General features: G+C 68.3%; 32 protein-coding genes. 3 read left to right on the forward strand and 29 right to left on the reverse strand.

Annotated elements, in window-relative coordinates:
• Positions 1-47: 47 nt before the first annotated feature.
• Complete coding sequence (coaA, locus tag OHA55_RS10885) at positions 48-1043, forward strand: type I pantothenate kinase (RefSeq protein WP_266705174.1); 996 nt, start codon at positions 48-50, stop codon at positions 1041-1043.
• Positions 1044-1122: 79 nt separating this feature from the next.
• Here the strand turns inward: coaA and glmM are convergent, their stop codons facing one another.
• The 4 genes from glmM to OHA55_RS10905 all read right to left on the reverse strand — a co-directional run bounded on the left by glmM (position 1123) and on the right by OHA55_RS10905 (position 5699).
• Positions 1123-2481: a phosphoglucosamine mutase gene (glmM, locus tag OHA55_RS10890; RefSeq protein WP_266705176.1), complete on the reverse strand. Its 1359-nt coding sequence runs from the start codon at positions 2479-2481 to the stop codon at positions 1123-1125.
• A gap of 223 nt (positions 2482-2704) precedes the next feature.
• A complete protein-coding gene (gene rpsI, locus OHA55_RS10895) occupies positions 2705-3229 on the reverse strand; it encodes a 30S ribosomal protein S9 (protein WP_266705178.1) in 525 nt (174 codons plus the stop codon).
• A gap of 44 nt (positions 3230-3273) precedes the next feature.
• Positions 3274-3717: a 50S ribosomal protein L13 gene (gene rplM / locus OHA55_RS10900; RefSeq protein WP_266705180.1), complete on the reverse strand. Its 444-nt coding sequence runs from the start codon at positions 3715-3717 to the stop codon at positions 3274-3276.
• A gap of 362 nt (positions 3718-4079) precedes the next feature.
• Complete coding sequence (locus tag OHA55_RS10905; protein ID WP_266705182.1) at positions 4080-5699, reverse strand: ABC-F family ATP-binding cassette domain-containing protein; 1620 nt, start codon at positions 5697-5699, stop codon at positions 4080-4082.
• A 170-nt stretch (positions 5700-5869) separates the two neighbouring features.
• Here OHA55_RS10905 and OHA55_RS10910 point away from each other — a divergent pair, with 170 nt between their 5' ends.
• On the forward strand, positions 5870-6727 hold the full coding sequence (locus OHA55_RS10910; protein ID WP_266705184.1) for a hypothetical protein: 858 nt from the start codon (positions 5870-5872) through the stop codon (positions 6725-6727).
• Between the two features lie 144 nt (positions 6728-6871).
• Positions 6872-9949 carry a glycosyltransferase family 2 protein gene (locus OHA55_RS10915; RefSeq protein WP_266705186.1) on the forward strand — a complete coding sequence of 1026 codons (3078 nt, stop codon included), beginning with the start codon at positions 6872-6874 and terminating at the stop codon, positions 9947-9949.
• 72 nt (positions 9950-10021) lie between these two features.
• On the opposite strand, the gene truA is transcribed toward OHA55_RS10915, so the two are convergent.
• The 25 genes from truA to rplV form a co-directional block, all read right to left on the reverse strand.
• Complete coding sequence (gene truA / locus OHA55_RS10920; protein WP_266705188.1) at positions 10022-10897, reverse strand: tRNA pseudouridine(38-40) synthase TruA; 876 nt, start codon at positions 10895-10897, stop codon at positions 10022-10024.
• Between the two features lie 120 nt (positions 10898-11017).
• Entirely contained in the window at positions 11018-11506 is a 489-nt protein-coding gene (rplQ, locus tag OHA55_RS10925; RefSeq protein ID WP_266705190.1) for a 50S ribosomal protein L17, read from the reverse strand.
• Between the two features lie 205 nt (positions 11507-11711).
• Complete coding sequence (locus OHA55_RS10930; protein WP_024755423.1) at positions 11712-12734, reverse strand: DNA-directed RNA polymerase subunit alpha; 1023 nt, start codon at positions 12732-12734, stop codon at positions 11712-11714.
• 142 nt (positions 12735-12876) lie between these two features.
• Entirely contained in the window at positions 12877-13281 is a 405-nt protein-coding gene (gene rpsK / locus OHA55_RS10935; protein ID WP_003956432.1) for a 30S ribosomal protein S11, read from the reverse strand.
• Between the two features lie 101 nt (positions 13282-13382).
• Positions 13383-13763: a 30S ribosomal protein S13 gene (rpsM, locus tag OHA55_RS10940; RefSeq protein ID WP_266705192.1), complete on the reverse strand. Its 381-nt coding sequence runs from the start codon at positions 13761-13763 to the stop codon at positions 13383-13385.
• 194 nt (positions 13764-13957) lie between these two features.
• Complete coding sequence (rpmJ, locus tag OHA55_RS10945; RefSeq protein ID WP_009740505.1) at positions 13958-14071, reverse strand: 50S ribosomal protein L36; 114 nt, start codon at positions 14069-14071, stop codon at positions 13958-13960.
• Positions 14072-14131: 60 nt separating this feature from the next.
• The gene (gene infA / locus OHA55_RS10950) at positions 14132-14353 is read right to left on the reverse strand and encodes a translation initiation factor IF-1 (protein WP_014047798.1); all 222 of its coding nucleotides are present in this window, start codon (positions 14351-14353) and stop codon (positions 14132-14134) included.
• Between the two features lie 197 nt (positions 14354-14550).
• Complete coding sequence (gene map, locus OHA55_RS10955; protein ID WP_266705195.1) at positions 14551-15387, reverse strand: type I methionyl aminopeptidase; 837 nt, start codon at positions 15385-15387, stop codon at positions 14551-14553.
• A 133-nt stretch (positions 15388-15520) separates the two neighbouring features.
• Positions 15521-16177 carry an adenylate kinase gene (locus tag OHA55_RS10960; protein WP_266705197.1) on the reverse strand — a complete coding sequence of 219 codons (657 nt, stop codon included), beginning with the start codon at positions 16175-16177 and terminating at the stop codon, positions 15521-15523.
• Positions 16177-17496 carry a preprotein translocase subunit SecY gene (secY, locus tag OHA55_RS10965; RefSeq protein ID WP_266705199.1) on the reverse strand — a complete coding sequence of 440 codons (1320 nt, stop codon included), beginning with the start codon at positions 17494-17496 and terminating at the stop codon, positions 16177-16179. The genes OHA55_RS10960 and secY overlap by 1 nt, the downstream gene beginning before the upstream one ends.
• Positions 17497-17717: 221 nt before the next feature.
• A complete protein-coding gene (gene rplO / locus OHA55_RS10970; RefSeq protein ID WP_266705201.1) occupies positions 17718-18173 on the reverse strand; it encodes a 50S ribosomal protein L15 in 456 nt (151 codons plus the stop codon).
• 1 nt (position 18174) lies between these two features.
• On the reverse strand, positions 18175-18357 hold the full coding sequence (gene rpmD / locus OHA55_RS10975) for a 50S ribosomal protein L30 (protein WP_219611742.1): 183 nt from the start codon (positions 18355-18357) through the stop codon (positions 18175-18177).
• Positions 18357-18962, reverse strand: a complete 606-nt coding sequence (gene rpsE / locus OHA55_RS10980; protein ID WP_266705207.1) for a 30S ribosomal protein S5 — start codon at positions 18960-18962, stop codon at positions 18357-18359. Before rpsE ends, rpmD begins: the two co-directional genes overlap by 1 nt.
• A 47-nt stretch (positions 18963-19009) precedes the next feature.
• Complete coding sequence (gene rplR / locus OHA55_RS10985) at positions 19010-19393, reverse strand: 50S ribosomal protein L18 (RefSeq protein ID WP_266705209.1); 384 nt, start codon at positions 19391-19393, stop codon at positions 19010-19012.
• Between the two features lie 2 nt (positions 19394-19395).
• On the reverse strand, positions 19396-19935 hold the full coding sequence (rplF, locus tag OHA55_RS10990; protein WP_014154583.1) for a 50S ribosomal protein L6: 540 nt from the start codon (positions 19933-19935) through the stop codon (positions 19396-19398).
• A 22-nt stretch (positions 19936-19957) separates the two neighbouring features.
• The gene (gene rpsH, locus OHA55_RS10995; RefSeq protein ID WP_266705211.1) at positions 19958-20356 is read right to left on the reverse strand and encodes a 30S ribosomal protein S8; all 399 of its coding nucleotides are present in this window, start codon (positions 20354-20356) and stop codon (positions 19958-19960) included.
• 224 nt (positions 20357-20580) lie between these two features.
• Positions 20581-20766 carry a type Z 30S ribosomal protein S14 gene (locus tag OHA55_RS11000; RefSeq protein WP_024491590.1) on the reverse strand — a complete coding sequence of 62 codons (186 nt, stop codon included), beginning with the start codon at positions 20764-20766 and terminating at the stop codon, positions 20581-20583.
• Positions 20767-20768: 2 nt separating this feature from the next.
• The gene (gene rplE, locus OHA55_RS11005; protein WP_037688009.1) at positions 20769-21326 is read right to left on the reverse strand and encodes a 50S ribosomal protein L5; all 558 of its coding nucleotides are present in this window, start codon (positions 21324-21326) and stop codon (positions 20769-20771) included.
• A complete protein-coding gene (rplX, locus tag OHA55_RS11010; protein WP_003966949.1) occupies positions 21326-21649 on the reverse strand; it encodes a 50S ribosomal protein L24 in 324 nt (107 codons plus the stop codon). Before rplX ends, rplE begins: the two co-directional genes overlap by 1 nt.
• A 2-nt stretch (positions 21650-21651) precedes the next feature.
• Positions 21652-22020: a 50S ribosomal protein L14 gene (gene rplN, locus OHA55_RS11015; protein WP_003966950.1), complete on the reverse strand. Its 369-nt coding sequence runs from the start codon at positions 22018-22020 to the stop codon at positions 21652-21654.
• 117 nt (positions 22021-22137) lie between these two features.
• Positions 22138-22419, reverse strand: a complete 282-nt coding sequence (rpsQ, locus tag OHA55_RS11020; RefSeq protein WP_266705216.1) for a 30S ribosomal protein S17 — start codon at positions 22417-22419, stop codon at positions 22138-22140.
• Positions 22419-22643 carry a 50S ribosomal protein L29 gene (rpmC, locus tag OHA55_RS11025; protein WP_266705218.1) on the reverse strand — a complete coding sequence of 75 codons (225 nt, stop codon included), beginning with the start codon at positions 22641-22643 and terminating at the stop codon, positions 22419-22421. Before rpmC ends, rpsQ begins: the two co-directional genes overlap by 1 nt.
• Entirely contained in the window at positions 22643-23062 is a 420-nt protein-coding gene (gene rplP / locus OHA55_RS11030; protein WP_014047785.1) for a 50S ribosomal protein L16, read from the reverse strand. The genes rpmC and rplP overlap by 1 nt, the downstream gene beginning before the upstream one ends.
• 5 nt (positions 23063-23067) lie before the next feature.
• Entirely contained in the window at positions 23068-23901 is an 834-nt protein-coding gene (gene rpsC, locus OHA55_RS11035) for a 30S ribosomal protein S3 (protein WP_266705240.1), read from the reverse strand.
• Positions 23901-24248 (reverse strand): 50S ribosomal protein L22, encoded by a 348-nt coding sequence (gene rplV / locus OHA55_RS11040; protein ID WP_004571827.1) that lies wholly within the window; start codon positions 24246-24248, stop codon positions 23901-23903. The genes rpsC and rplV overlap by 1 nt, the downstream gene beginning before the upstream one ends.
• Positions 24249-24281: the final 33 nt, after the last annotated feature.

Below are 24281 nucleotides of genomic sequence, written 5' to 3' on the forward strand. Positions count from 1 at the left end.
AGGGACCCCACCCCCCGCTCCGTTCAAACTCCCGTAACAATGAGTACGTGATCACAACGCCGCCCCGTGGCAGCCAGCGTCGCACCGAGCACGGGCCGACGCCCTATGTCGACCTCTCGCGCGCCGAGTGGAGTGCCCTCCGCGACAAGACCCCGCTGCCGCTGACCGCCGAGGAGGTGGAGCGGCTGCGCGGTCTCGGTGACGTCATTGACCTGGACGAGGTGCGCGAGGTCTACCTCCCGCTCTCCCGGCTGCTCAACCTGTACGTGCAGGCCACCTCGGGCCTGCGCGGCGCCCTGAACACCTTCCTCGGGGACGCGGGGAACGGCCACGGGGCGCAGCGCGGTACCCCGTTCGTCATAGGGGTCGCGGGGAGCGTGGCGGTCGGCAAGTCGACCAGCGCCCGGTTGCTCCAGGCGCTGCTGGCGCGGTGGCCGGAGCACCCGCGGGTGGAGCTGGTGACCACGGACGGGTTCCTGCTGCCGATGAAGGAGCTGCGGGCGCGCGGGCTGACCTCGCGGAAGGGGTTCCCCGAGTCGTACGACCGGCGGGCCCTGACCCGGTTCGTCGCGGACATCAAGTCGGGCAAGGAGGAGGTCACCGCCCCCGTCTACTCGCACCTGATCTACGACATCGTGCCCGGCGAGCGGCTCACCGTGCGACGCCCGGACATCCTGATCGTGGAGGGGCTGAACGTCCTCCAGCCGGCGCTGCCCGGCAGCGACGGGCGCACCAGGGTGGGGCTCGCGGACTACTTCGACTTCAGCGTGTACGTGGACGCGCGCGCCGAGGACATCGAGAGCTGGTACCTCAACCGGTTCCGCAAGCTCCGCGAGACGGCGTTCCAGGACCCGTCCTCGTACTTCACGAAGTACACCCAGGTCTCCGAGGAGGAGGCCCTGGAGTACGCGCGCAACACCTGGCGGACCATCAACAAGCCGAACCTGCTGGAGAACGTGGCGCCCACCCGCAGCCGGGCCACCCTGGTGCTGCGCAAGGGGCCGGACCACAAGGTGCAGCGGCTCTCCCTGCGGAAGCTGTAGAAGACGCAAAAATGCGGGGCGGCCCCTCATGGAGCCGCCCCGCCGTGACGTCACGCACCTTGACGTACCGTCAAAACACTTAGCCCAGCGCGGACTTCACCACGTCGGCCAACCGGCCCGCGATGGCCTGGGCCTGGCCGAAGTCGGCGGCCTCGACCATGACGCGTACCAGCGGCTCGGTGCCGGACTTGCGGAGCAGCACCCGGCCGGTGGAGCCGAGTTCGCGCTCGGCCTCGGCGACGGCGGAGGCCAGTTCGGCGGAGGTGGAGACGCGGGACTTGTCGACGTCGGGGACGTTGACGAGGACCTGCGGCAGGCGCCGCATGACGCCCGCGAGCTCGGCGAGGGTGCGGCCGGTGGCGGCGACGCGGGCCGCCAGCATCAGGCCGGTCAGGGTGCCGTCGCCGGTGGTGGCGTGGTCCAGCACGATGACGTGCCCGGACTGCTCGCCGCCGAGCGCGTACCCCTCGGCCTTCATGGACTCCAGGACGTACCGGTCGCCGACCGCGGTCTGGACGAGCTCGATGCCTTCGCGCTCCATGGCCATCTTGAAGCCGAGGTTCGACATGACCGTGCCGACGACCGTGTTGCCGCGCAGCTGTCCGGCGTCGCGCATCGCGAGGGCGAGGACGGCGAGGATCTGGTCGCCGTCGATCTCGTTGCCCTGGGCGTCGACGGCGAGGCAGCGGTCGGCGTCGCCGTCGTGCGCGATGCCGAAGTCGGCACCGTTCTCGACGACGGCGGCCTGGAGGAGGGTGAGGTGGGTGGAGCCGCAGCCGTCGTTGATGTTGAGACCGTCGGGGTCGGCGCCGATGGTGACGACCTCCGCGCCGGCCCGGGCGAACGCTTCCGGGGAGACGTACGCGGCGGCACCGTGCGCCTCGTCGAGCACCACCTTGAGGCCGTCGAGCCGGTTCGGCAGGACGCCGATGAGGTGGGCGACGTACCGCTCGAAGCCCTCGGTGTAGTCGGTGACGCGGCCCACGCCGGCGCCGGTGGGGCGGGCCCAGGGCGCGCCGGTGCGGTGCTGGTCGTAGACGGTCTCGATGCGGTCCTCCAGCTCGTCGGCGAGCTTGTGGCCGCCGCGCGCGAAGAACTTGATGCCGTTGTCGGGCATGGCGTTGTGGCTGGCGGAGAGCATCACGCCGATGTCGGCGCCGAGCACGCCGGTGAGGTACGCCACGGCCGGCGTGGGCAGCACACCGACCCGCAGGACGTCGACGCCCGCGCTGGCGAGGCCCGCCACCACAGCCGCTTCGAGGAACTCTCCGGAGGCCCGGGGATCGCGGCCGACCACGGCCGTGGGGCGGTGCCCCTCGAAGGTGCCCGCCTCGGCGAGTACGTGCGCCGCCGCGACCGACAGCCCGAGCGCCAGCTCGGCCGTGAGATCCGCGTTGGCGACCCCGCGCACGCCGTCCGTACCGAAGAGTCGTCCCACTGGTGTCCTCCGAAATGCTCCGACAACCGCAAAAGCACAACAATTAACAACAGGCAAAAGTGTGCAAACCGCAACGCTTCACACCGCGACGGATGCGATGCGCCCGGATGCGCCGATGAACGTCTTATGCCGTTATACGCCCGTGAGAGGCGATAAACGAACGCCCCGACAGCACGGTGTGTGCCGCCGGGGCGAACGTGTGAAGCAGACGAGCAGGCGGGATTTAGCGCTTGCTGTACTGCGGCGCCTTGCGGGCCTTCTTGAGACCGGCCTTCTTGCGCTCGACCGCACGGTCGTCGCGGGAGAGGAAGCCGGCCTTCTTGAGGGTGGCGCGGTTGTTGTCCACGTCAGCCTCGTTCAGCGCACGGGCGACGCCGAGGCGCAGGGCGCCGGCCTGACCCGAGACGCCGCCACCCGAGATGCGGGCGATGACGTCGTAGCGGTTGTCGAGCTCGAGCACCTTGAAGGGCTCGTTGACTTCCTGCTGGTGCACCTTGTTGGGGAAGTAGTCCTCAAGGGTGCGACCGTTGATCTTCCACTTGCCGGTGCCCGGAACGATCCGGACGCGGGCGATGGCGTTCTTGCGACGGCCAAGGCCGGCGGCGGGCTGCGGGTCGCCGAAGCGGCCGGCGAGCGACTCGGAGGTGTACTCACCCTCGACGGGGACCTCGGACTCGAAGGTGGTCACCTCGGCGAAGGTCTCCTCGCCCTCGGTGCCCTCGACGGTCTCAACAGTGGTCTCGGCCACGATTCTCCTCAGATCTTTCTTATGGTCTTAGGGGGAGGCCGGAACTACTGCGCGACCTGGGTGATCTCGAACGGGACCGGCTGCTGCGCAGCGTGCGGGTGCTGGTCGCCCGCGTAGACCTTGAGCTTCGACAGCATCTGCCGACCCAGGGTGTTCTTGGGGATCATGCCCTTGATGGCCTTCTCGACGGCCTTCTCCGGGTTCTTGGAGAGCAGCTCGTCGTAGCGGACCGAGCGGAGACCACCCGGGAAGCCGGAGTGGCGGTACGCCATCTTCTGGGTCTTCTTGTTGCCGGACAGGTGAACCTTGTCGGCGTTGATGATGATGACGAAGTCGCCCATGTCCATGTGGGGGGCATAGATCGCCTTGTGCTTGCCTCGGAGGAGGTTCGCGGCCGTGGTGGCCAGACGACCCAGGACGATGTCCTGAGCGTCGATGACGTGCCACTGGCGCGTCACATCTCCGGGCTTGGGGCTGTACGTACGCACGGTCGTAGCCTTCGCTTCTTCAGTGAGTGGAGTCCTGACAAGGCCACCCGGACGATTCCACCAGCCTTGGCGGCGCTGCGGGGACGCAACCCGAGTGCCTGCCGCTGGTCATCGGCCCGGTGGACCGGCGTAAGGGCCCCTCGCGTGAGAACGACCAAGCCAATACGCATAACAAACCAGAAGACTACCCGGGGCCCCCCGCACGGGTCAAAATGGCCCTCGACCGGCCCCGTCGAACCCCGCGATCGCGGGGCGGACGCGGGCCCGGCCGCCCCCGCGCCGAACGACGGGAACGGCCGGACGAAGACCGGGAACGGCGGGAACGCCGAACGGCCGGAGACGGGCGCGAGCGCCTCGGACGGCTACCGCGCCCGCTCGACCCGCCGCTCGTCCCACACCGGCTCGGTCGTCTCGCGGACCACCCCGTCGGAGCCGAAGACGAGGTACCGGTCGAAGGACTTCGCGAACCAGCGGTCGTGCGTGACGGCCATCACGGTCCCGTCGTACGCCTCCAGGCCGTCCTGGAGCGCCTCGGCGGACTCCAGGTCCAGGTTGTCCGTCGGTTCGTCCAGCAGCAGCGCGGTGGTGCCGGAGAGCTCCAGGAGCAGGATCTGGAAGCGGGCCTGCTGGCCGCCGGAGAGCTTCTCGAAGGGCTGGTCGCCCTGGCGCTCCAGCTCGTACCGGCGCAGCACGCCCATCGCGGCGCCCCGGTCCTTGGCCTGCTCGCTCCAGAGGATCTCGACCAGGGTCTTGCCCAGCAGTTCCGGGTGGGCGTGGGTCTGCGCGAAGTGGCCGGCGACGACCCGGGCGCCGAGCTTGTACTCGCCGGTGTGCGCGACCGGCTCCCCGGCGAGCAGCCGCAGGAAGTGGGACTTCCCGGAGCCGTTGGAGCCGAGGACGGCGACCCGCTCGCCGTAGTAGATCTCCAGGTCGAACGGCTTCATCAGGCCGGTCAGCTCCAGGCCGGTGCAGGTCACCGCCCGCACCCCGGTGCGGCCGCCGCGCAGCCGCATCCGGATGTCCTGCTCGCGGGGCGGCTCGGGCGGCGGGCCGGCGTCCTCGAACTTCTTGAAGCGGGTCTGCATGGCGTGGTAGCGGTTGGCCATGTCGGGGCTGATGGCCGCCTGCTGCCGCAGCCGCAGGGTGAGGGCGCGCAGCCGGGCGTGCTCCTCCTGCCAGCGGCGCAGCAGTTCCTCGAACCGGGCGAACCGGTCCTTGCGGGCCTGGTGGTAGGTGTCGAAGCCGCCGCCGTGCACCCAGACGTCGCTTCCGGCCGGACCGGGTTCGACGCTGACGATCTTCTCGGCGGCCCGGGAGAGCAGCTCGCGGTCGTGGGAGACGAAGAGGACCGTCTTGCGGGTCTCCTTGAGCTTTCCCTCCAGCCAGCGCTTGCCGGGGACGTCGAGGTAGTTGTCCGGCTCGTCGAGGAGCAGCACCTCGTCGGGGCCGCGCAGCAGCGCTTCGAGGACCAGTCGCTTCTGCTCGCCGCCGCTGAGGGTGCGCGCCTCGCGGTACTGCGCCTTGTCGTACGGGACGCCGAGCGCGGCCATGGTGCACATGTCCCAGAGGGTCTCCGCCTCGTAGCCGCGCACCTCCGCCCAGTCGCTGAGGGCCTGCGCGTACTTCATCTGCGCGGCCTCGTCGTCGACGGTGAGGATCAGTTCCTCGGCGGCGTCCACGGCCTTCGCGGCGGTCCGGATCTGCGGGTGCGCCACGGATACCAGCAGGTCGCGGACGGTCTGCCCGTCGCGTACGGAGCCGACGAACTGGCCCATCACGCCGAGGCCGCCGCTCACGGAGACGGTGCCGCCGTGCGGCTGGAGCTCGCCGGAGAGCAGCCGCAGCAGTGTCGTCTTGCCGGCTCCGTTGGCGCCGACGAGGGCCACCACGGCACCGTCGGCGACCCGGAACGACGCGTCGCCGAGCAGCACCCGCCCGTCCGGTAGGTAGTACTCCAGGTGGCCCGCTTCGAGATGTCCCATACCCGCATTGTCGGGTGCGGGGGCGCTCGGACCCAACTGGATTCCCGGGGAAGGCCCGACTGGATTCCCGGGGAGGCCCGACTGGATTCCCGGGGGAGGCCTGACTGGATTCCCGGGGAGGCCCGTGGACTCCCGGCGGTGACTGTCGGAGAACCTCTAGGATGCGCCCCATGAGCTTTGGGCATGGGGGGCCCTCCTGGGGGCCCGGGGGCAATCAGACTCCGGACTGGGCCGCGCTGGCCGAGGCGTCCGCGGCGAAGAGCCGGCGCCGGAAGTGGCTGCTGATCGGGGGCGGCGCGCTGGCCACGGCGGCCGTCGCGGCGGTCGTGGCGACCGCGGTCGTGTCGGCGGGCGGCGGCGATCCGCAGGCCGGTCCGAGCGCGAGCGCGCTGCCGGGTCCGGAGGATCTGCCGCCGGAGTCCGCGGAGCCGGCGCCGTCGTTCTCCTCGGTGGCCCCCGCTCCCCCGCCGGACCCGATGGACTTCATCACGGACGAGAAGCGGGACAAGCTGCCGATCACGGTGGACGGCTTCTTCCCCGGCAAGAAGCTCACCTCCGGCGACCGTGTGCACCTCAAGGGCCCGACGGCCCGCTCCGCGCAGTGCGCCTCGGGCGCCCAGGGGGCGCTGGGCACGGTCCTCACCAAGAACGGCTGCGACCAGCTGATCCGTGCCACGTACAGCAGGGACGGTGTCGCGGTCACGGTCGGGATCGCGGTCTTCGGTACGGAGGCGGAGGCGAAGAAGGCCGTCGAGCAGTCGTCGGGCGGGGTCGCCTCGCTCAGCGGCGGCGGTGTGCCGGTCTTCTGCCGGGCCGGGGTGGTCTGCCGTCGTACGGCCAACTCCTACGGCCGGTACGCGTACTTCTCGGTGGGCGGCTTCACGAACGGCACGAACGTCACCAAGGACGACAAGGCCGTCTTCACCTCCGGGGACGACCTGACCAACTTCACCTTCCACCAGATCAGGCACCGGGGCGAGACCCAGGCGTCGGCGGCGGCCACCGCGTCCGCGGCACCCGCCGCCTGATCCGCCCGGCCCGCCGGCTCCCGCGGCGTGCGGTGGGGCCGTACCGCGGACACCCCCAAGTCACGCCTGTATAAGGTTCGGTTCATCCGCCCGGGACCCGGGGCGGCGACGAATCTGGGGTGGGCTGTGGCAGTCAAGGTGACGGTGGTTGTCCCGACGTACAACTCGGGGAGCCACATCGAGCCGCTGGTCCGCTCGATGCTGGACCAGACGCTGTCGGCCGACGAGTTCGAGGTGCTGTTCGTCGACGACGGCTCCACCGACGACACCCCGGCCCGGCTTGCGGAACTCGCCGCCGAGCACGCCCATTTCCGTACCACCTCCATCCCCAACTCGGGGTGGCCGGGCAAGCCGCGGAACATCGGTGTGGAGCAGGCGCGCGGCGAGTACGTCCAGTTCGTGGACCACGACGACCTGATGGCCCCCGAGGCGCTGGAGCGCCTGCACGCCATGGCGGTCCGCAACGGCTCGGACATCGTCATCGGCAAGGTGGCCAGCAACTTCACCAGCCGGGGCGTGCCGTACGGCCTGATGAGCACGACCCGCGAGAAGTGCACCGTGCGCACGGCCTCGTTGATCGACAGCCTCACCCCGCACAAGATGTTCCGCACCGCGTTCCTGCGCGAGCACGGCATCGTGCACCCCGAAGGCCCGTGGATCCTGGAGGACCAGCTCTTCCTGGTCCGTTCGTACCTCAAGGCCGAGGTCGTCTCGGTGCTGGGCGACTACGTCTGCTACACGTACTGGGCGCGCGACGACGCGGCGAACGCCGGTACCCGGGCGATGGACCCGCGCCGGTACTACGCCAACCTCCGCGAGATCATGGCCACGGTGGCGGACGGCACCGAGCCCGGCCCGGACCGGGAGCGGCTGCTGCGGCGCTTCTACCGGGGCGAGATGCTCGGACGGCTGGGCGTTCCGGCGCGCGGGGCGGTCATCGACCCGCACTTCGACGCCGATCCCTTCGAGGCGGTCCGGGAGCTGGCCGACGCCTTCGTCACCGAGGGGGTGCACGCCTCTCTCGCCGCCAACCAGCGGGTGCGTTCGGACCTGTTGCGGCTGAACAGGCCCGCCGAGCTGACCGAGTTCACCCGCCGGCAGACCGACCTGACCGCGCTCACCACGGTCGGGGAGGCCCACTGGGACCGCGACCGGCTGAAGGTCGCCTTCACCGCCCGGTTCGCCGAGCGGGAGGACGGGCCGGGGCTGCTGCTGGCCCGCCGGGACGACCGTTACTTCCTCGCGCCTTCCCTCACCGACGGGGTCCTGGACGAGCCGGTCGACGTGACCGCGGAGCTGAAGTCGTTCCGGGTGGACGTCCTGCTCCGGCACGCGGACACCGCCCACCTGTGGCCCGCGCTCTCCACCACCTCGCTGAGCCTGGAGGAGGAGACGGACGCGGACGGCACCGTGCTGGTGCGGCCGGTGCTGACGGGCACCGCCTCGCTCGATCCGGTGCGCGGCGCGGGCGGCAGCCCGCTGGCCGCCGGGACGTGGGACGTGCGGATCCGGGTGATGGGCGCCGGGTTCGACCGTACGGTGCCGCTCGGCAACGCCGGTGCCGAGGCGTCCGCGCTGCCCGCCGGGGAGGTCCTGGCCGGGCACCGCGCCGGGCCCGCGGTCGTCGCCGACGCCATGGGCACCGGTACGGGGCTCGCCCTCACGGTCGTCCCCACCGCGGACGCCCCGCGTCCCCGCGGGCCGAAGGTCAGCGTCGTCGTGCCGACCGCCGGGGCGACCGCTGAGGCGCTGCGCGAGACGCTCGCCTCGCTCGACGCGCAGAGCCTCCCGCAGGAGGAGTTCGAGAGGGTCCTCGTCGGTGACGGCGAGGGCGAGGTGCGCCCCGAGGCCGGTACCGACCCCCGCAACGCCGGGATCGACGCCTCGCGCGGCGACTACGTCCTCTTCGTGGAGCCGGGCGACCGCCTCGCTCCCCGGGCGCTGGAGCTGATGTACGCGTACGGCATGGCCAACGACACCGACATCGTGGTCGGGAAGCTCGCGGGCAAGGACCGTTCGCTGCCCAAGGAGCTGTTCGTCCGCGACCGGCCGCGCGCCAGTCTCGCGAAGGACCCGCTGGCCGACAGCCTCACGGTCAACAAGCTGTACGACCGCGCGTTCCTGCTCCGGCACGCCCTGCGGTTCTCCGCCGAGGACCTGCCGCTGGCGGACCATGCCTTCGCCGCGGAGGCGTATCTGCGGGCCGTGCACGCCTCGGTGCTGGGCTCCTACGTCTGCTACCACTACGGCCCGAAGCGGAACACCCCGGCGCCGGCACCCGCCGACTTCTACGCGGCGGTCGCCGGGCTGATGAAGACCACCGACAGCGTCTCCGAGCCGGGCCCCGCCCGCGACCGGCTGCACCGCCGCTGGCTGCGCGTCGAGGTGCTGGACCGGATCAGCGGCAAGGCGTTCCTGGAGATGGCGGAGGAGGACCGGATCTCCCTGGTCCGCGACATCCGGGCCGCCCTGGCGGGAGTCGCGTCGGCGGGTGCCGTCGCCGGGCTCCCCCTGGCCCGGCGGGTCACCGTCGGCCTGATCGAGGACGACCGGCCCGAGGACGTGGTCCGGCTCGCCCGCTGGGACCGCTCCCTCGTCTGCGAGCCCTCGCTGACCGGTTTCGAGCGGCGGGAGGACGGGGTCTTCCTGCTGTCGTTCACCGGCACCCCGCGTGCGGCCGACGGCCCGGTGGGCGTGGTCACCGACGAGGAGGGCCGCCACACCCTGGCCCCGGCCGGACTGCCGCAGACCGTGCTGGACCGGTTCGCCGGGGAGTCGCTGACGGGCGGCGCGGTGCCGGAGAAGGCCACCGCCGTGCTGGTGCTGCGGGAGCGCGAGACGGGTGCCGAGTACCGCCTGGCCACCGAGTCCGAGGTGCGCCGCACCCTGGACGGCGGGCTCACCGTCGCCGGTACGGCCGAGCTGGACCCGTCCTCGGCGGCCGGCGGCTCCGCGCTCGACGACGGCCCCTGGGACCTCTACGTCCGGCTCACCGCGCTCGGCTGGACGAAGACCGCCCGGCTGGGCCGGACCCGTACGGCCGAGGTCTCCGAGGAGCTCACCGCGGCCCCGCACCCGGCCGACCCGGCCCGCACCATCACCCCGTACTGGACCAGGCCGCACCGCGATCTCTCGCTCCGGGTGGAGACCCCGGAGCCCGCACCGGCCCCGCCCAAGCAGGGGCTGCTGCGCCGGGTGGCCAAGGCCCTCAAGGGCAAGTAGCCACCCGGCAGCACTGACTGACGTCAGCTCAGCAGAGGATCAGCAGGGATCAGCGAAGGCCCGGCAATGGCTTCAGCAGCAGCCGAAGCCGTCCGGGTCCACGCTTCCGTCAGGCAACGACCGGACGTTGCGCGCCTCCTGGGCGCGGGCGGCCAGCAACTCGTCTGCCGGGTAGGCCACTTCCTCCAGGGTGAGGCCGTGCGGCTTCACCACGTGGACACCGGGGTCCCGCACCCTGGCCGCCAGCACCTCGGCGGGCCAGGGTGCCGGGCGCCGGCCGTCGCCCACGAACAGGGCGGCGCCGATCAGCGCGCGCACCATGTTGTGGCAGAAAGCGTCCGCCTGCACGGTCGCGGTGAGCACGCCGGACTCCTCGTCGCGCACCCAGCTCAACTTCTGGAGCGTGCGGATGGTGGTCGCGCCCTCGCGCTTCTTGCAGTAGGCGGCGAAGTCGTGCTCGCCCACCATCGGCGCGGCCGCCTCGTTCATCGCGTCGACGTCCAACGGCCGGTCGTGCCAAAGCACATGACCGCGCGTCAGCGGGTCCACCCCACCGGGCCGGTCGGCCACCCGGTAGGCGTACCGACGGTGCATCGCCGAGAAGCGGGCGTTGAACCCCGCCGGGGCCTCGGCCGCCCGCCAGATCCGTACGTCCAGCGGCAGCCGCCCCGCCATCCGGCGGAGCAGCTTCTCGCGGTGCTCCTCCCAGACCTCGGCCGGCAGGTCGACGTGCGCGACCTGCCCCCGGGCGTGCACCCCGGCGTCCGTACGCCCCGCCACCGTCAGGTCGTACGTCCGCGGGGACCGGGTCACCGTACGCAGCGCGTCCTCGATCTCCCCCTGCACCGTCCGCCGGGACGTCTGCTTCGCCCAGCCGGAGAAGTCCTTGCCGTCGTAGGACAGGTCCAGCCGTACGCGTACGGAACCGGGCTCTGGCTCGTCGCTCACCCGTGCGTCCTCTCAATCCCCATCGGATCAAATCCCCATCGGATCGATCCCCATCGGAAACGGAACGGGCCCGCACCGCCCCGAAGGGTGATGCGGGCCCGAACAGTGGTGTCAGAACGCTCAGGCGTCCTTGGACTCCGCGTCGGCCTCGGCCGGCTTGGCGTCCTCGACGACCTCTGCCTTGGCAGCGTCTTCCTTGACCGCACGCTTGGTGGCGGCCTCGGCCTCACCGGTGGCCTGCTGGGCCACGGTCAGGGCCTCGACGAGCTCGATGACCGCCATCGGGGCGTTGTCGCCACGACGGTTGCCGATCTTGGTGATACGGGTGTAACCACCGGGGCGGTTCTCGTACCGGGGAGCGATCTCGGTGAAGAGCGTGTGGACGATGCTCTTGTCCGTGATCGTCTGGAGCACCAGGCGACGGTTGTGGATGTCGCCCTTCTTCGCCTTCGTGACGAGACGCTCGGCGACGGGGCGCAGACGACGGGCCTTGGCCTCGGTCGTCGTGATGCGGCCGTGCTCGAACAGCGACTTCGCGAGGTTCGCGAGCAGCAGACGCTCGTGCGCGGCGCTGCCGCCCAGACGTGCACCCTTGGCGGGACGCGGCATGGTGTTTCTCCTTGTGTGCTGCACCGGCCGTATCAGGTACCGGTGTCAGTTCCCGTGAAGCGGTCGCTCCGCGGAAGTCCATGGGACGAGGACCCGGAGGTCCTCACGGACCGGCCAAAACTCAGCCCGTCCGGCGTTTGAGGACAGAGCCCTCACTCCGGTCCGGGGCACACGGGAAACCCCGCGCACCCCAGCCGGAGGCGTTCTAGTACTGCTCGGTCTCGACGAAGCCCGCGTCCGCGTCGTCGTCGGCGCCGAAGGCGTCGGCGGCGGCGGTCGGGTCGAATCCGGGCGGGCTGTCCTTGAGGGCTAGGCCCATGCCGGCCAGCTTCGCCTTGACCTCGTCGATCGACTTCGCACCGAAGTTGCGGATGTCGAGCAGGTCGGCCTCGGAACGCGCCACGAGCTCACCCACGGAGTGGATGCCCTCGCGCTTGAGGCAGTTGTACGAGCGGACCGTGAGCTCCAGCTCCTCGATCGGCAGCGCCAGATCGGCGGCGAGCGCAGCGTCCGTGGGCGACGGGCCCATGTCGATGCCCTCGGCGTCGATGTTGAGCTCGCGCGCCAGACCGAACAGCTCGACCAGGGTCTTACCGGCGGACGCCATGGCGTCGCGCGGGCGCATGGCCTGCTTGGTCTCGACGTCGACGATCAGCTTGTCGAAGTCGGTGCGCTGCTCGACACGGGTCGCCTCGACCTTGTACGTGACCTTGAGCACCGGCGAGTAGATGGAGTCGACCGGGATACGGCCGATCTCCTGGCCCGCCTGCTTGTTCTGGACGGCGGAGACGTAGCCGCGGCCGCGCTCGACGGTCAGCTCCATCTCCAGCTTGCCCTTGCCGTTCAGCGTGGCGAGGACGAGGTCCGGGTTGTGGACCTCGACGCCGGCCGGCGGCGCGATGTCGGCAGCGGTGACCAGGCCGGGACCCTGCTTGCGCAGGTACATCACGACCGGCTCGTCGTGCTCCGAGGAGACGACCAGCTGCTTGATGTTGAGGATGAGGTCGGTCACGTCCTCCTTGACGCCCGGCACGGTGGTGAACTCGTGCAGGACACCGTCGATCCGGATGCTGGTGACAGCGGCACCGGGGATCGAGGAGAGGAGGGTACGGCGCAGGGAGTTGCCGAGGGTGTAACCGAAACCGGGCTCGAGCGGCTCGATGACGAACCGGGAGCGGAACTCGTCGACGACCTCTTCGGTCAGCGACGGACGCTGAGCGATCAGCATGCTGATTCCTTCAGTCGTGGGCACCCACTATTTGATGCCCGACAGATACAACAAGGGTACGGGCGGTACGTCCCCGAAGGGAGGTACCGCCCGGTCCCACAGGTGTGCGTGAACACAGACGGCCGTCACCGGCCGTCATGCGTCAGACGCGGCGACGCTTCGGCGGACGGCAGCCGTTGTGCGGCGTCGGGGTGACGTCCTGGATCGAACCGACCTCGAGGCCCGTGGCCTGGAGGGAACGGATCGCGGTCTCGCGGCCGGAGCCCGGACCCTTGACGAAGACGTCGACCTTGCGCATGCCGTGCTCCTGCGCGCGGCGGGCGGCCGACTCGGCGGCCATCTGCGCGGCGAAGGGGGTGGACTTGCGCGAGCCCTTGAAGCCGACGTGGCCGGCGGAGGCCCAGGAGATCACGTTGCCCGAGGGGTCCGTGATCGAGACGATGGTGTTGTTGAACGTGCTCTTGATGTGCGCGTGGCCGTGAGCGACGTTCTTCTTTTCCTTGCGACGCACCTTCTTGGCTGCGCCCTGACGACCCTTGGGGGGCATGTCTTACTCCAGATGGAGAGGGGAGGTGATCGGTCCTACAGCGAAGACCGCTGGTTTCTGCTCGGCCGGAGATCCGGACCTCGCAGTACGTCCGCTGAGGACTACTTCTTGCCCGGCTTCTTCTTACCGGCGATGGCGCGACGCGGGCCCTTGCGGGTACGCGCGTTCGTGCTGGTCCGCTGACCGTGCACGGGCAGGCCACGACGGTGGCGGATGCCCTGGTAGCAGCCGATCTCGATCTTGCGGCGGATGTCGCCCTGGATCTCGCGGCGGAGGTCACCCTCGGTGCGCAGGTTGGCGTCGACGAACTCGCGGATCTTGACGAGGTCCTCTTCGGCCAGGTCACGAACGCGGGTGTTCGGGTTCACGCCGGTCGCGGCGAGGATCTCCTTGGACCGGGTGCGCCCGATGCCGAAGACGTAGGTGAGGGCAACCTCCACGCGCTTTTCGCGCGGGATGTCAACACCTGAAACGCGTGCCATTCAATGGCTCCAGTTGTCATATCGGGGGTCTTCCACAGTGCCGCTCCCGATCGCCGACCGTCCGGTGAAGACGGTGGTACGCCCGGGTCCCCGGCCCCCGCCGGAGGTGTCGTCAGCCGTGGCTTGGACGGGCACTGCGTATGTACGTATTACGTGCGTCGCGCGAAGAACTGCGAGATGCAGGGGGTCGTGCGTCAGCCCTGGCGCTGCTTGTGGCGCAGGTTTTCGCAAATGACCATGACCCGACCGTGACGGCGGATCACCTTGCACTTGTCGCAGATCTTCTTGACGCTCGGCTTGACCTTCATGGGATGTCAGGTTCTCCGGGTCAGTGCCATCACCACGCCGAAACGGGGTGCGGGCAAGATCTACTTGTAGCGGTAGACGATCCGGCCACGCGTCAGGTCGTACGGAGAGAGCTCCACCACGACCCGGTCATCGGGGAGGATACGGATGTAGTGCATCCGCATCTTGCCGCTGATGTGCGCGAGGACCTTGTGACCGTTCTGGAGCTCCACCCGGAACATTGCGTTCGGGAGGGACTCGATCACGGTGCCCTCGATTTCGATGGCACCTTGCTTCTTGGCCACGCTTCGCCTTTCGAATCGGCTACCTTGATCGACTCCCGCTCTGTCCGCGTTACCACCAAGTGGCACACGGACGCACGAGAGCCGACGAGTCAGTCTACGTCAGCGGACCCCAAAAGACGAATCCGTCAAGTTTGCCCACCGGTCGTGATCCTTATGCGCGAACGGGCGGGGCGATCGGCCGCCGCCGGGAGACGCGCTCAGGCCAGCGGGTCCGGGGCGGCCTGGACGCCGTACTGGGCGAGCTTCTCGGCTCCGCCGTCCGGGGCTGTCAGCACCAGCGGGCCCTCCTCGGTGAGCGCGATGGAGTGCTCCCAGTGGGAGGACCAGCTGCCGTCGGTGGTGAGCACGGTCCAGTCGTCGCTGAGCACCTTGGTCTGCGCGGTGCCGAGCGAGACCATCGGCTCGATCGCCAGGCAGACGCCGGGGACCAGCTTGATGCCCTTGCCGCGCTTGCGGGAGACGTAGTTCAGCAGGTGCGGGTCCATGTGCATCTCGGTGCCGATGCCGTGGCCGCCGTAGTCCTCGATGATCCCGTACTTGCCGGTGGCGGGGCGGGGCTGGCGGCGGATGTAGCCCTCGATCGCCTTGGAGATGTCGACGAGGCGGTTGTTCACCTTCATCGCGGCGATGCCGGCCCACATCGACTCCTCGGTCACCCGGGAGAGCTCGATCAGCTCCGGAGCGTGACCCGTGCCGACGAAGGCGGTGTACGCGGCGTCGCCGTGCCAGCCGTCGACGATCGCGCCGCAGTCGATGGAGATGATGTCGCCGTCCTTGAGGACGGTCTTCTCGTCCGGGATGCCGTGGACGACGACGTCGTTGACCGAGGTGCAGATGGTGGCGGGGAACCCGCCGTACCCGAGGAAGTTCGACTTCGCCCCGTGGTCGGCGATCACCTTGCGGGCGACCTGGTCCAGGTCGTGGGTGGAGGCGCCCGGCACGGCGGCCTCGCGGGTGGCGGCGTGAATGGCGGCGACCACCAGGCCCGCCTCACGCATCTTGGCGATCTGCTCCGGGGTCTTGATCTGCACCATTGCTGGGCGCCTCTCTGCATCTGCGTCACGGGGGACGGGGGCGTAACCGTAAATCCACGATACGGCGACAAACAGCCGGCCGCGGCGCCCTGGGGCACCGCGGCCGGCTGTGGAAGGTACTGCGTGGTGGTGCTCAGCCCTCGTCGGACTTGAGCGCCGCCATGGCCCGCTCGGTCACCTCGGTGACCTTGCCGAGGGCGGGGATGGTCACGACCAGTCCCTGCTCGCGGTAGTAGTCGATGATCGGCTCGGTCTGGGTGTGGTAGACCTCCAGCCGCGTGCGGACCGTCTCCTCGTTGTCGTCGTCCCGCTGGTACAGCTCGCCGCCGCAGATGTCACAGACACCCTCGGTCTCCGGCTGGTTGTACGCGACGTGGAAGACGTGCGAGCTGTCGTTGCGGCAGATGCGGCGACCCGCGATCCGCTTCACGACCTCGTCCTCGGGGACCTCCAGGTCCAGGACCGCGTCGAGCGCCACACCCTTGCTCTTCAGCATCTCGTCCAGCGCCTCGGCCTGGCCGACGTTGCGCGGGAAGCCGTCGAGCAGGAAGCCACCGGCCGCGTCCGCCTGGGACATGCGGTCCTCGGCCATCGCGTTGGTCACCTCGTCCGGCACCAGCTGACCCTTGTCCATGTAGGAGCGGGCCTGCTTGCCAAGGTCGGTGCCTTGGCTGATGTTGGCGCGGAAGAGGTCGCCCGTGGAGATGTGCGGAATCGACAGGTTCTTGGCAAGGTACGCGGCCTGCGTTCCCTTGCCGGCACCAGGAGGCCCGACGAGGACGATTCGCATCAGCGGAGGAACCCTTCGTAATTGCGCTGCTGGAGCTGACTCTCGATCTGCTTCACGGTCTCCAGACCCACACCCACGATGATGAGGATGCTCGTCCCGCCGAACGGGAAGTTCTGGTTCGCGCCACCGAAGCCTGCCAACGCCACTGTCGGCACAAGAGCGATGAGCCCCAGGTACAGCGAGCCCGGCCAAGTGATCCTGTTGAGCACGTAGCTCAGGTACTCGGCTGTAGGTCGACCTGCCCGGATACCCGGGATGAACCCACCATACTTCTTCATGTTGTCGGCTACTTCTTCGGGGTTGAACGAGATCGCCACGTAGAAGAACGCGAAGAAGACGATCAGGAGGAAGTAGGACGCGATGTAGTACGGGTGGTCGCCCTTGACGAAGTGGTCCTTGATCCAGTTCGCCCAGCCCGCGTTGGAGTTGGAGAACTGGACGATCAGGGCCGGGATGTAGAGGAGCGAGGAGGCGAAGATGACGGGGATCACGCCCGCCTGGTTCACCTTGAGCGGGATGTACGTGGACGTACCGCCGTAGGAACGGCGCCCGATCATGCGCTTCGCGTACTGCACCGGGATGCGGCGCTGGGCCTGCTCGACGAAGACGACGAGGCCCACCATCACGAAGCCGATGATGATGACCGTGCCGAATTCGATCCAGCCGTCGGCGAGCTTGCCGCTCTCCTTGATGGCCCACAGGGCGCTCGGGAAGCTGGCGGCGATCGAGATGAACATCAGGATCGACATGCCGTTGCCGATGCCGCGGTCGGTGATGAGCTCACCGAGCCACATGACGCACGCGGTGCCGGCCGTCATCGTGACGACCATGACGATCGTGGTGAAGATCGACGAGTTGGGGACGATCTGGTCGCCCACCGAGCAGCTGCTGAAGAGCGCGCCGCTGCGGGCGGTGGCCACGAGGCCGGTGCCCTGGAGGATGGCCAGCGCGACCGTGAGGTAACGCGTGTACTGCGTGATCTTGGTCTGCCCGGACTGTCCCTCCTTCTTGAGGGCCTCCAGTCGGGGAATGACCACGGTCAGCAGCTGAAGAATGATGCTGGCCGTGATGTACGGCATGATTCCGAGCGCGAAGATCGTGATCTGCAGCAGCGCACCACCGCTGAACATGTTGACCAGACCGAAGAGGCTGTTGTTGCCCTTGCTGGCCTGGTCGATACAGGTCTGGACGTTCTCGTAACTCACTCCCGGTACGGGAATGTGTGCCCCGAGCCGATAGAGAACGATGATGCCGAGCGTGAAGAGCAGCTTCTTGCGCAGGTCGGGCGTCTTGAACGCCCGGGCGAACGCGGTGAGCACGGTGCCTCCTGCGACCCCCGCGCTATGCGTAGAGGTGAGTCTTGAGGTTCGACGGATACAAAAAGTCAAAGTGTCCCAGGGCGTGAGCCCGAGGGGTTAGCACACGACAACGCACGCCACCTTACCGGCGACCATGCCCCCCTAGGAACGACCAACCGGGGATGCCTCTTGAAGAGGCATCCCCGGTCGGGTGTTCAGTGCATCGAGTTGTCCGAGTTGTCTCAGACGAGCTCGGTGACGGTGCCGCCGGCGGCGGCAATCTTCTCCTTGGCGGAGCCGGAGACGGCGTCAACCGAAACCTGCAGCGCCACGGAGATCTCGCCCTGTCCGAGGACCTTGACGAGGTGGTTGTTGCGCACGGCACCCTTGGCGACCAGGTCGGCCACCGTGACCTCTCCACCCTCGGGGTAGAGCGTCGCGAGCTTGTCCAGGTTCACGACCTGGTACTCCGTGCGGAACGGGTTCTTGAAGCCCTTGAGCTTCGGCAGGCGCATGTGGAGGGGCATCTGGCCACCCTCGAAACGCTGCGGAACCTGGTAACGAGCCTTCGTTCCCTTGGTACCACGACCTGCGGTCTTACCCTTGGACGCCTCACCACGACCCACACGGGTCTTGGCGGTCTTGGCGCCCGGGGCAGGCCGGAGGTTGTGGGCCTTCAGCGGGCTGTTCTCCGCCATGTCAGTCAACCTCCTCAACCGTCACGAGGTGGCGGACGGTGTGCACCATTCCGCGGAACTCGGGGCGGTCCTCCTTGACAACCACGTCGTGCAGGCGCTTGAGCCCGAGCGAACGCAGGGTGTCGCGGTGGTTCTGCTTGCTGCCGATGTACGACTTCGTCTGCGTGATCTTGAGGCTGGCCATTACGCACCAGCCCCGGCACGCGCACGGAGCAGAGCCGCGGGGGCGACGTCCTCGAGGGGCAGACCGCGGCGGGCCGCGATCTCCTCGGGACGCTGCAGGCCCTGAAGGGCCGCCACGGTCGCGTGCACGATGTTGATCGCGTTGGAAGAACCGAGCGACTTCGACAGGATGTCGTGGACGCCGGCGCACTCGAGCACGGCACGCACCGGACCACCGGCGATAACGCCGGTACCCGGGGAAGCAGGCTTGAGCAGGACGACGCCCGCAGCCTTCTCGCCCGTGATCGGGTGAGGAATCGTGCCCTGGATGCGCGGAACCTTGAAGAAGGACTTCTTCGCTTCCTCGACACCCTTGGCGATGGCCGCGGGAACTTCCTTGGCCTTGCCGTAACCGACACCGACGGTGCCGTCACCATCGCCCACCACGACCAGCGCGGTGAAGCTGAAGCGACGACCACCCTTCACAACCTTGGCGACGCGGTTGATCGCGACAACGCGCTCAACGTACGCGGTCTTCTCGGCGGCGCTGGGGCCACCGTCACGGCCCTTCCGGTCCCGCCGCTCGCCGCCACCGGCACCGCTTCCGCGGCGCTGGGGTCCAGCCATTGGAATTACCTCTCTCTGTTACGTCCGCTGTGCGTAGGAACCGGGGCTTAGAACTTCAGCCCGGCTTCACGGGCGGCGTCAGCCAGAGCGGCAATCCGCCCGGCGTACTGGTTACCACCGCGGTCAAACACGACGGCCTCGACGCCTGCGGCCTTGGCGCGCTCGGCGACCAGGGCGCCGACCTGCTGGGCCTGAGCGCTCTTGTCACCCTCGCCACCACGGATGGAGACGTCCAGGGTCGACGCCGACGCGAGCGTGTGGCCCGCGATGTCGTCGATGACCTGGGCCACGATGTGACGGTTGGAACGCGTCACGACGAGGCGGGGGCGCTCCGGCGAACCGGAGACGTGCTTGCGGACGCGGATGTGGCGCCGCTTGCGGGCAGCGCGCTTGTACGCGTCGCCCTTGGCGATCTTCACGCCGTATGCCATGGCTACTTACCAGCCTTTCCGACCTTGCGGCGGATGACCTCGCCCGCGTACTTGACGCCCTTGGCCTTGTACGGGTCGGGCTTCCGCAGCTTGCGGATGTTGGCGGCTACCTCGCCGACCTTCTGCTTGTCGATGCCCTCGACGCTGAGCTTCGTGGGCGACTCGACCTTGAAGGTGATGCCTTCCGGAGCCTCGATGAGGATCGGGTGGCTGTAGCCCAGGGCGAACTCCAGGTTGGAGCCCTTCGCCTGGACGCGGTAACCGACACCGCTGATTTCGAGCGCCTTGCTGTATCCCTGGGTCACGCCGGTGATCATGTTCGCCACCAGCGTGCGGGACAGGCCGTGAAGGGCCTTGTTCTGACGCTCGTCGTTCGGGCGGACGACGTTCAGAACGCCGTCCTCACCCTTGGTGACCTCGATCGGCGCGGCGACGGTGTGCGAGAGGGAACCCTTGGGGCCCTTCACCGCGACCGTGCGGCCATCGATGGTGACGTCCACACCGGCGGGAACCTGGATGGGGAGCTTGCCGATTCGCGACATGAGCTATTCCTCCGATTCCCGACTACCAGACGTAGGCGAGGACTTCCCCACCTACGCCCTTCTTGCTGGCCTGCTGGCCGGTCAGGAGACCGTGGGACGTGGAGATGATCGCCACGCCCAGGCCGCCGAGGACCTTCGGCAGGTTGGTGGACTTTGCGTATACACGCAGACCCGGCTTCGAGATTCGCTTGATGCCGGCGATCGAGCGCTCGCGGTTCGGACCGAACTTCAGGTCGAGAACGAGGTTCTTGCCAACCTCGGCGTCCTCGACCTTCCAGCCGGTGATGAAGCCCTCCTGCTGGAGGATCTCCGCGATGTGCGACTTGATCTTGCTGTGCGGCATCACGACGGAGTCGTGGTACGCCGAGTTCGCGTTGCGCAGACGCGTGAGCATGTCTGCGATCGGATCAGTCATGGTCATGAGTTGGCCTTCGGCCTCTCTCGCCGGGGTTTCCTGTATGCGCCATCCCTCTCCCCACTCTGTGGCGGGACGGGTGCGGTGCGGGGACCTACGGCGTAGTAAGTCGGTCTTGGGCGGCAGGCGCCCAACCCTTCTAGCCTACGGCATGAAAGGAGGGGCTCCTGCCGCTCAGATGCTTACCGAGAGTCTCCGGGTGTTCCCAACGCCCATAGGGCGAGGGGAAGTTACCAGGAGCTCTTGGTCACGCCCGGCAGCTCGCCACGGTGAGCCATCTCACGAAGGCACACGCGGCACAGGCCGAACTTGCGGTAGACGGAGTGGGGCCGGCCGCAGCGCTGGCAGCGGGTGTACCCGCGGACGCCGAACTTCGGCTTGCGGGCGGCCTTAGCGATCAGGGACTTCTTCGCCACGGTCAGTTCTCCTTGAACGGGAAGCCGAGGTGACGAAGGAGGGCACGACCCTCGTCGTCGTTGGTCGCCGTGGTGACCACGGTGATGTCCATGCCCCGGACCCGGTCGATCTTGTCCTGGTCGATCTCGTGGAACATGACCTGCTCCGTGAGACCGAAGGTGTAGTTACCACGGCCGTCGAACTGCTTCGGCGACAGGCCACGGAAGTCACGGATACGCGGCAGCGCGAGCGACAGCGTACGGTCCAGGAACTCCCACATCCGGTCACCACGAAGGGTGACGTGGCAGCCGATCGGCTGGCCCTCGCGCAGCTTGAACTGCGCGATGGACTTGCGGGCCTTGGTAACGGCAGGCTTCTGGCCGGTGATCGTGGTGAGGTCGCGCACGGCGCCGTCGATCAGCTTGGAGTCGCGGGCGGCGTCGCCCACACCCATGTTGACCACGATCTTGACCAGGCCGGGGATCTGCATGACGTTCTCGTAGGAGAACTCCTCACGCAGCTTGCCGGCGATTTCCTCGCGGTAGCGCGTCTTGAGACGCGGCGCAGTGGTGGCAGTCATCAGATGTCCTCACCAGTCCGCTTGGCAACGCGGATCTTGTTGCCCTCGTCGTCAAAGCGGTAGCCGACGCGGGTGACGACCTTGTTGCCGTCCTTCTCCACAACCAGCTGAACGTTGCTGACGTGAATCGGGGCCTCGGTGGTGACGATGCCGCCGGTCTGCGAACCGCGAGCCGTCTGACCGGCCTTGGTGTGCTTCTTGACCCGGTTGACACCCTCGACGAGGACGCGGTCCTGAGCGGGGTAGGCCACGATGACCTTGCCCTGCTTGCCCTTGTCCTTACCGGTGATGACCTGAACCAGGTCGCCCTTCTTGATCTTCATGCTTACAGCACCTCCGGCGCGAGCGAGATGATCTTCATGAACTTCTTCTCGCGCAGCTCCCGGCCCACCGGGCCGAAGATGCGGGTGCCGCGGGGGTCGCCGTCGTTCTTCAGAATGACGGCTGCGTTCTCGTCGAAGCGGATGTACGAGCCATCCTGACGACGACGCTCCTTGACGGTGCGAACGATGACGGCCTTGACGACGTCACCCTTCTTCACGTTACCGCCGGGGATCGCGTCCTTGACGGTGGCGACGATGACGTCACCGATGCCCGCGTAGCGGCGACCCGAACCACCGAGAACACGGATGGTGAGGATTTCCTTCGCACCCGTGTTGTCGGCGACGCGAAGTCGCGACTCCTGCTGGATCACGTCTATCTCCTGATCGTCTGCCGGTTCCCGGCGGGGTGCTCCGTAGGTGACTTGCGTGACCTACGGAGCACCCTCACCGAGCCTGGCGGAACCGACCTGAGGGGAACCCCTCAGGAATTACTTGGCCTTCTCGAGGATCTCGACGATGCGCCACCGCTTCGAGGCGGACAGCGGACGCGTCTCCATGATGATGACGCGGTCGCCGACGCCGGCAGTGTTCTGCTCGTCGTGAGCCTTGAGCTTGTTCGTACGGCGGATGACCTTGCCGTACAGAGCGTGCTTCACGCGGTCCTCGACAGCGACGACGACGGTCTTGTCCATCTTGTCGCTGACGACCAGACCCTCACGGGTCTTGCGGAAACCGCGGTCGTTGGTCTCAGTCACAGTCTTCTCGCTCATCAGGCGCTCTCCACCGTCTCGATGCCCAGCTCGCGCTCACGCATCAGGGTGTAGATCCGCGCGATGTCCTTACGGACGGACTGAAGCCGACCGTGGTTTTCGAGCTGACCAGTTGCCGCCTGGAAGCGGAGGTTGAACAGCTCTTCCTTGGCCTCGCGGAGCTTGTTGAGGAGCTCCTCGTCGCCCAGTTCGCGCAGCTCGGACGCCTTGGTACCGACCGACATCACGACTCACCTGCCTCGCGCCGAACAATCCGGCACTTCATCGGAAGCTTGTGAGCAGCGCGGGTAAGCGCCTCACGAGCAATCTTCTCGTTCGGGTAGGACAGCTCGAACATCACCCGTCCGGGCTTGACGTTCGCGATCCACCACTCGGGAGAACCCTTACCGGAACCCATGCGGGTCTCGGCCGGCTTCTTCGTCAGGGGACGGTCCGGGTAGATGTTGATCCAGACCTTGCCGCCACGCTTGATGTGGCGGGTCATCGCGATACGAGCTGCCTCGATCTGGCGGTTCGTCACGTACGCCGGGGTCAGCGCCTGGATGCCGTACTCGCCGAACGCAACCTGCGTGCCACCCTTGGACATACCGCTGCGCTTCGGGTGGTGCTGCTTGCGGTGCTTGACCCTACGGGGGATCAGCATTTCGGTCAGGCCTCCGTTCCGGTGCTCTCAGCAGCCGGAGCAGCGGCGGTGGCGTCGGCCTTGGGGGCCTCGACCGAGCCGGTCTGCTGCGGCTTGCGTCCACGACCGCCACGCTCGCCACCGCGGGCACCACGGCCGGCCGGGCGGTCAGCGCCGCCACGGGCCGGGCGGTTGCCAGCGCGGGCAGCAGCGTTCTCGGCGCGGACCTCGGCGATGTTCTTGACGTCGCCCTTGTAGATCCAGACCTTCACGCCGATGCGGCCGAAGGTCGTCTTGGCCTCGAAGAAGCCGTAGTCGACGTTCGCGCGGAGCGTGTGCAGGGGCACGCGGCCCTCGCGGTAGAACTCCGAGCGGGACATCTCGGCGCCGCCGAGGCGGCCACCGCACTGGATCTTGATGCCCTTGGCGCCGGCCTTCATCGAGCTCTGCATGCTCTTACGCATGGCGCGACGGAAGGAGACGCGGGAGGAGAGCTGCTCGGCGACGGCCTGGGCCACCAGCTGAGCGTCAACCTCGGGGTTCTTGACCTCGAGGATGTTCAGCTGGACCTGCTTGCCGGTCAGCTTCTCCAGCTCGCCGCGGATGCGGTCGGCCTCGGCGCCGCGGCGGCCGATGACGATGCCCGGACGAGCGGTGTGGATGTCGACGCGGACGCGGTCGCGGGTGCGCTCGATCTCAACCTTCGAGATACCGGCGCGCTCCATGCCCTTCGTCATCATGCGACGAATGGCGACGTCTTCCTTGACGTAGTCCTTGTACAGCTTGTCGGCGTACCAACGGGACTTGAAGTCCGTGGTAATGCCGAGTCGGAACCCGTGCGGGTTTACCTTCTGGCCCATTACCGGGTTCCTTCCTTGCTGCTGACGACCACGGTGATGTGGCTGGTCCGCTTACGGATCCGGTAGGCACGGCCCTGAGCACGCGGACGGAACCGCTTCAGGGTCGGGCCCTCGTCCACGTACGCCTCGCTGATGACCAGCGAAGAGGCGTCGGTGTGGTCGTAGTTGTGTGCAGCGTTGGCGATGGCGCTGTCAAGCACCTTGCCAACCGGCACGCTCGCGGCCTGCGGGGCGAAACGCAGGACCGCCTGAGCCTCCGTGGCATCCATGCCACGGATGAGGTCCACCACGCGGCGGGCCTTCATGGGCGTGACGCGGATGTACCGCGCCTGGGCCCTGGCTTCCATGGTTGTCCCTTCGGTGTGAGTCATAGTCGTTTC

Source organism: Streptomyces sp. NBC_00102 (assembly GCF_026343115.1).
Taxonomy (GTDB): domain Bacteria; phylum Actinomycetota; class Actinomycetes; order Streptomycetales; family Streptomycetaceae; genus Streptomyces.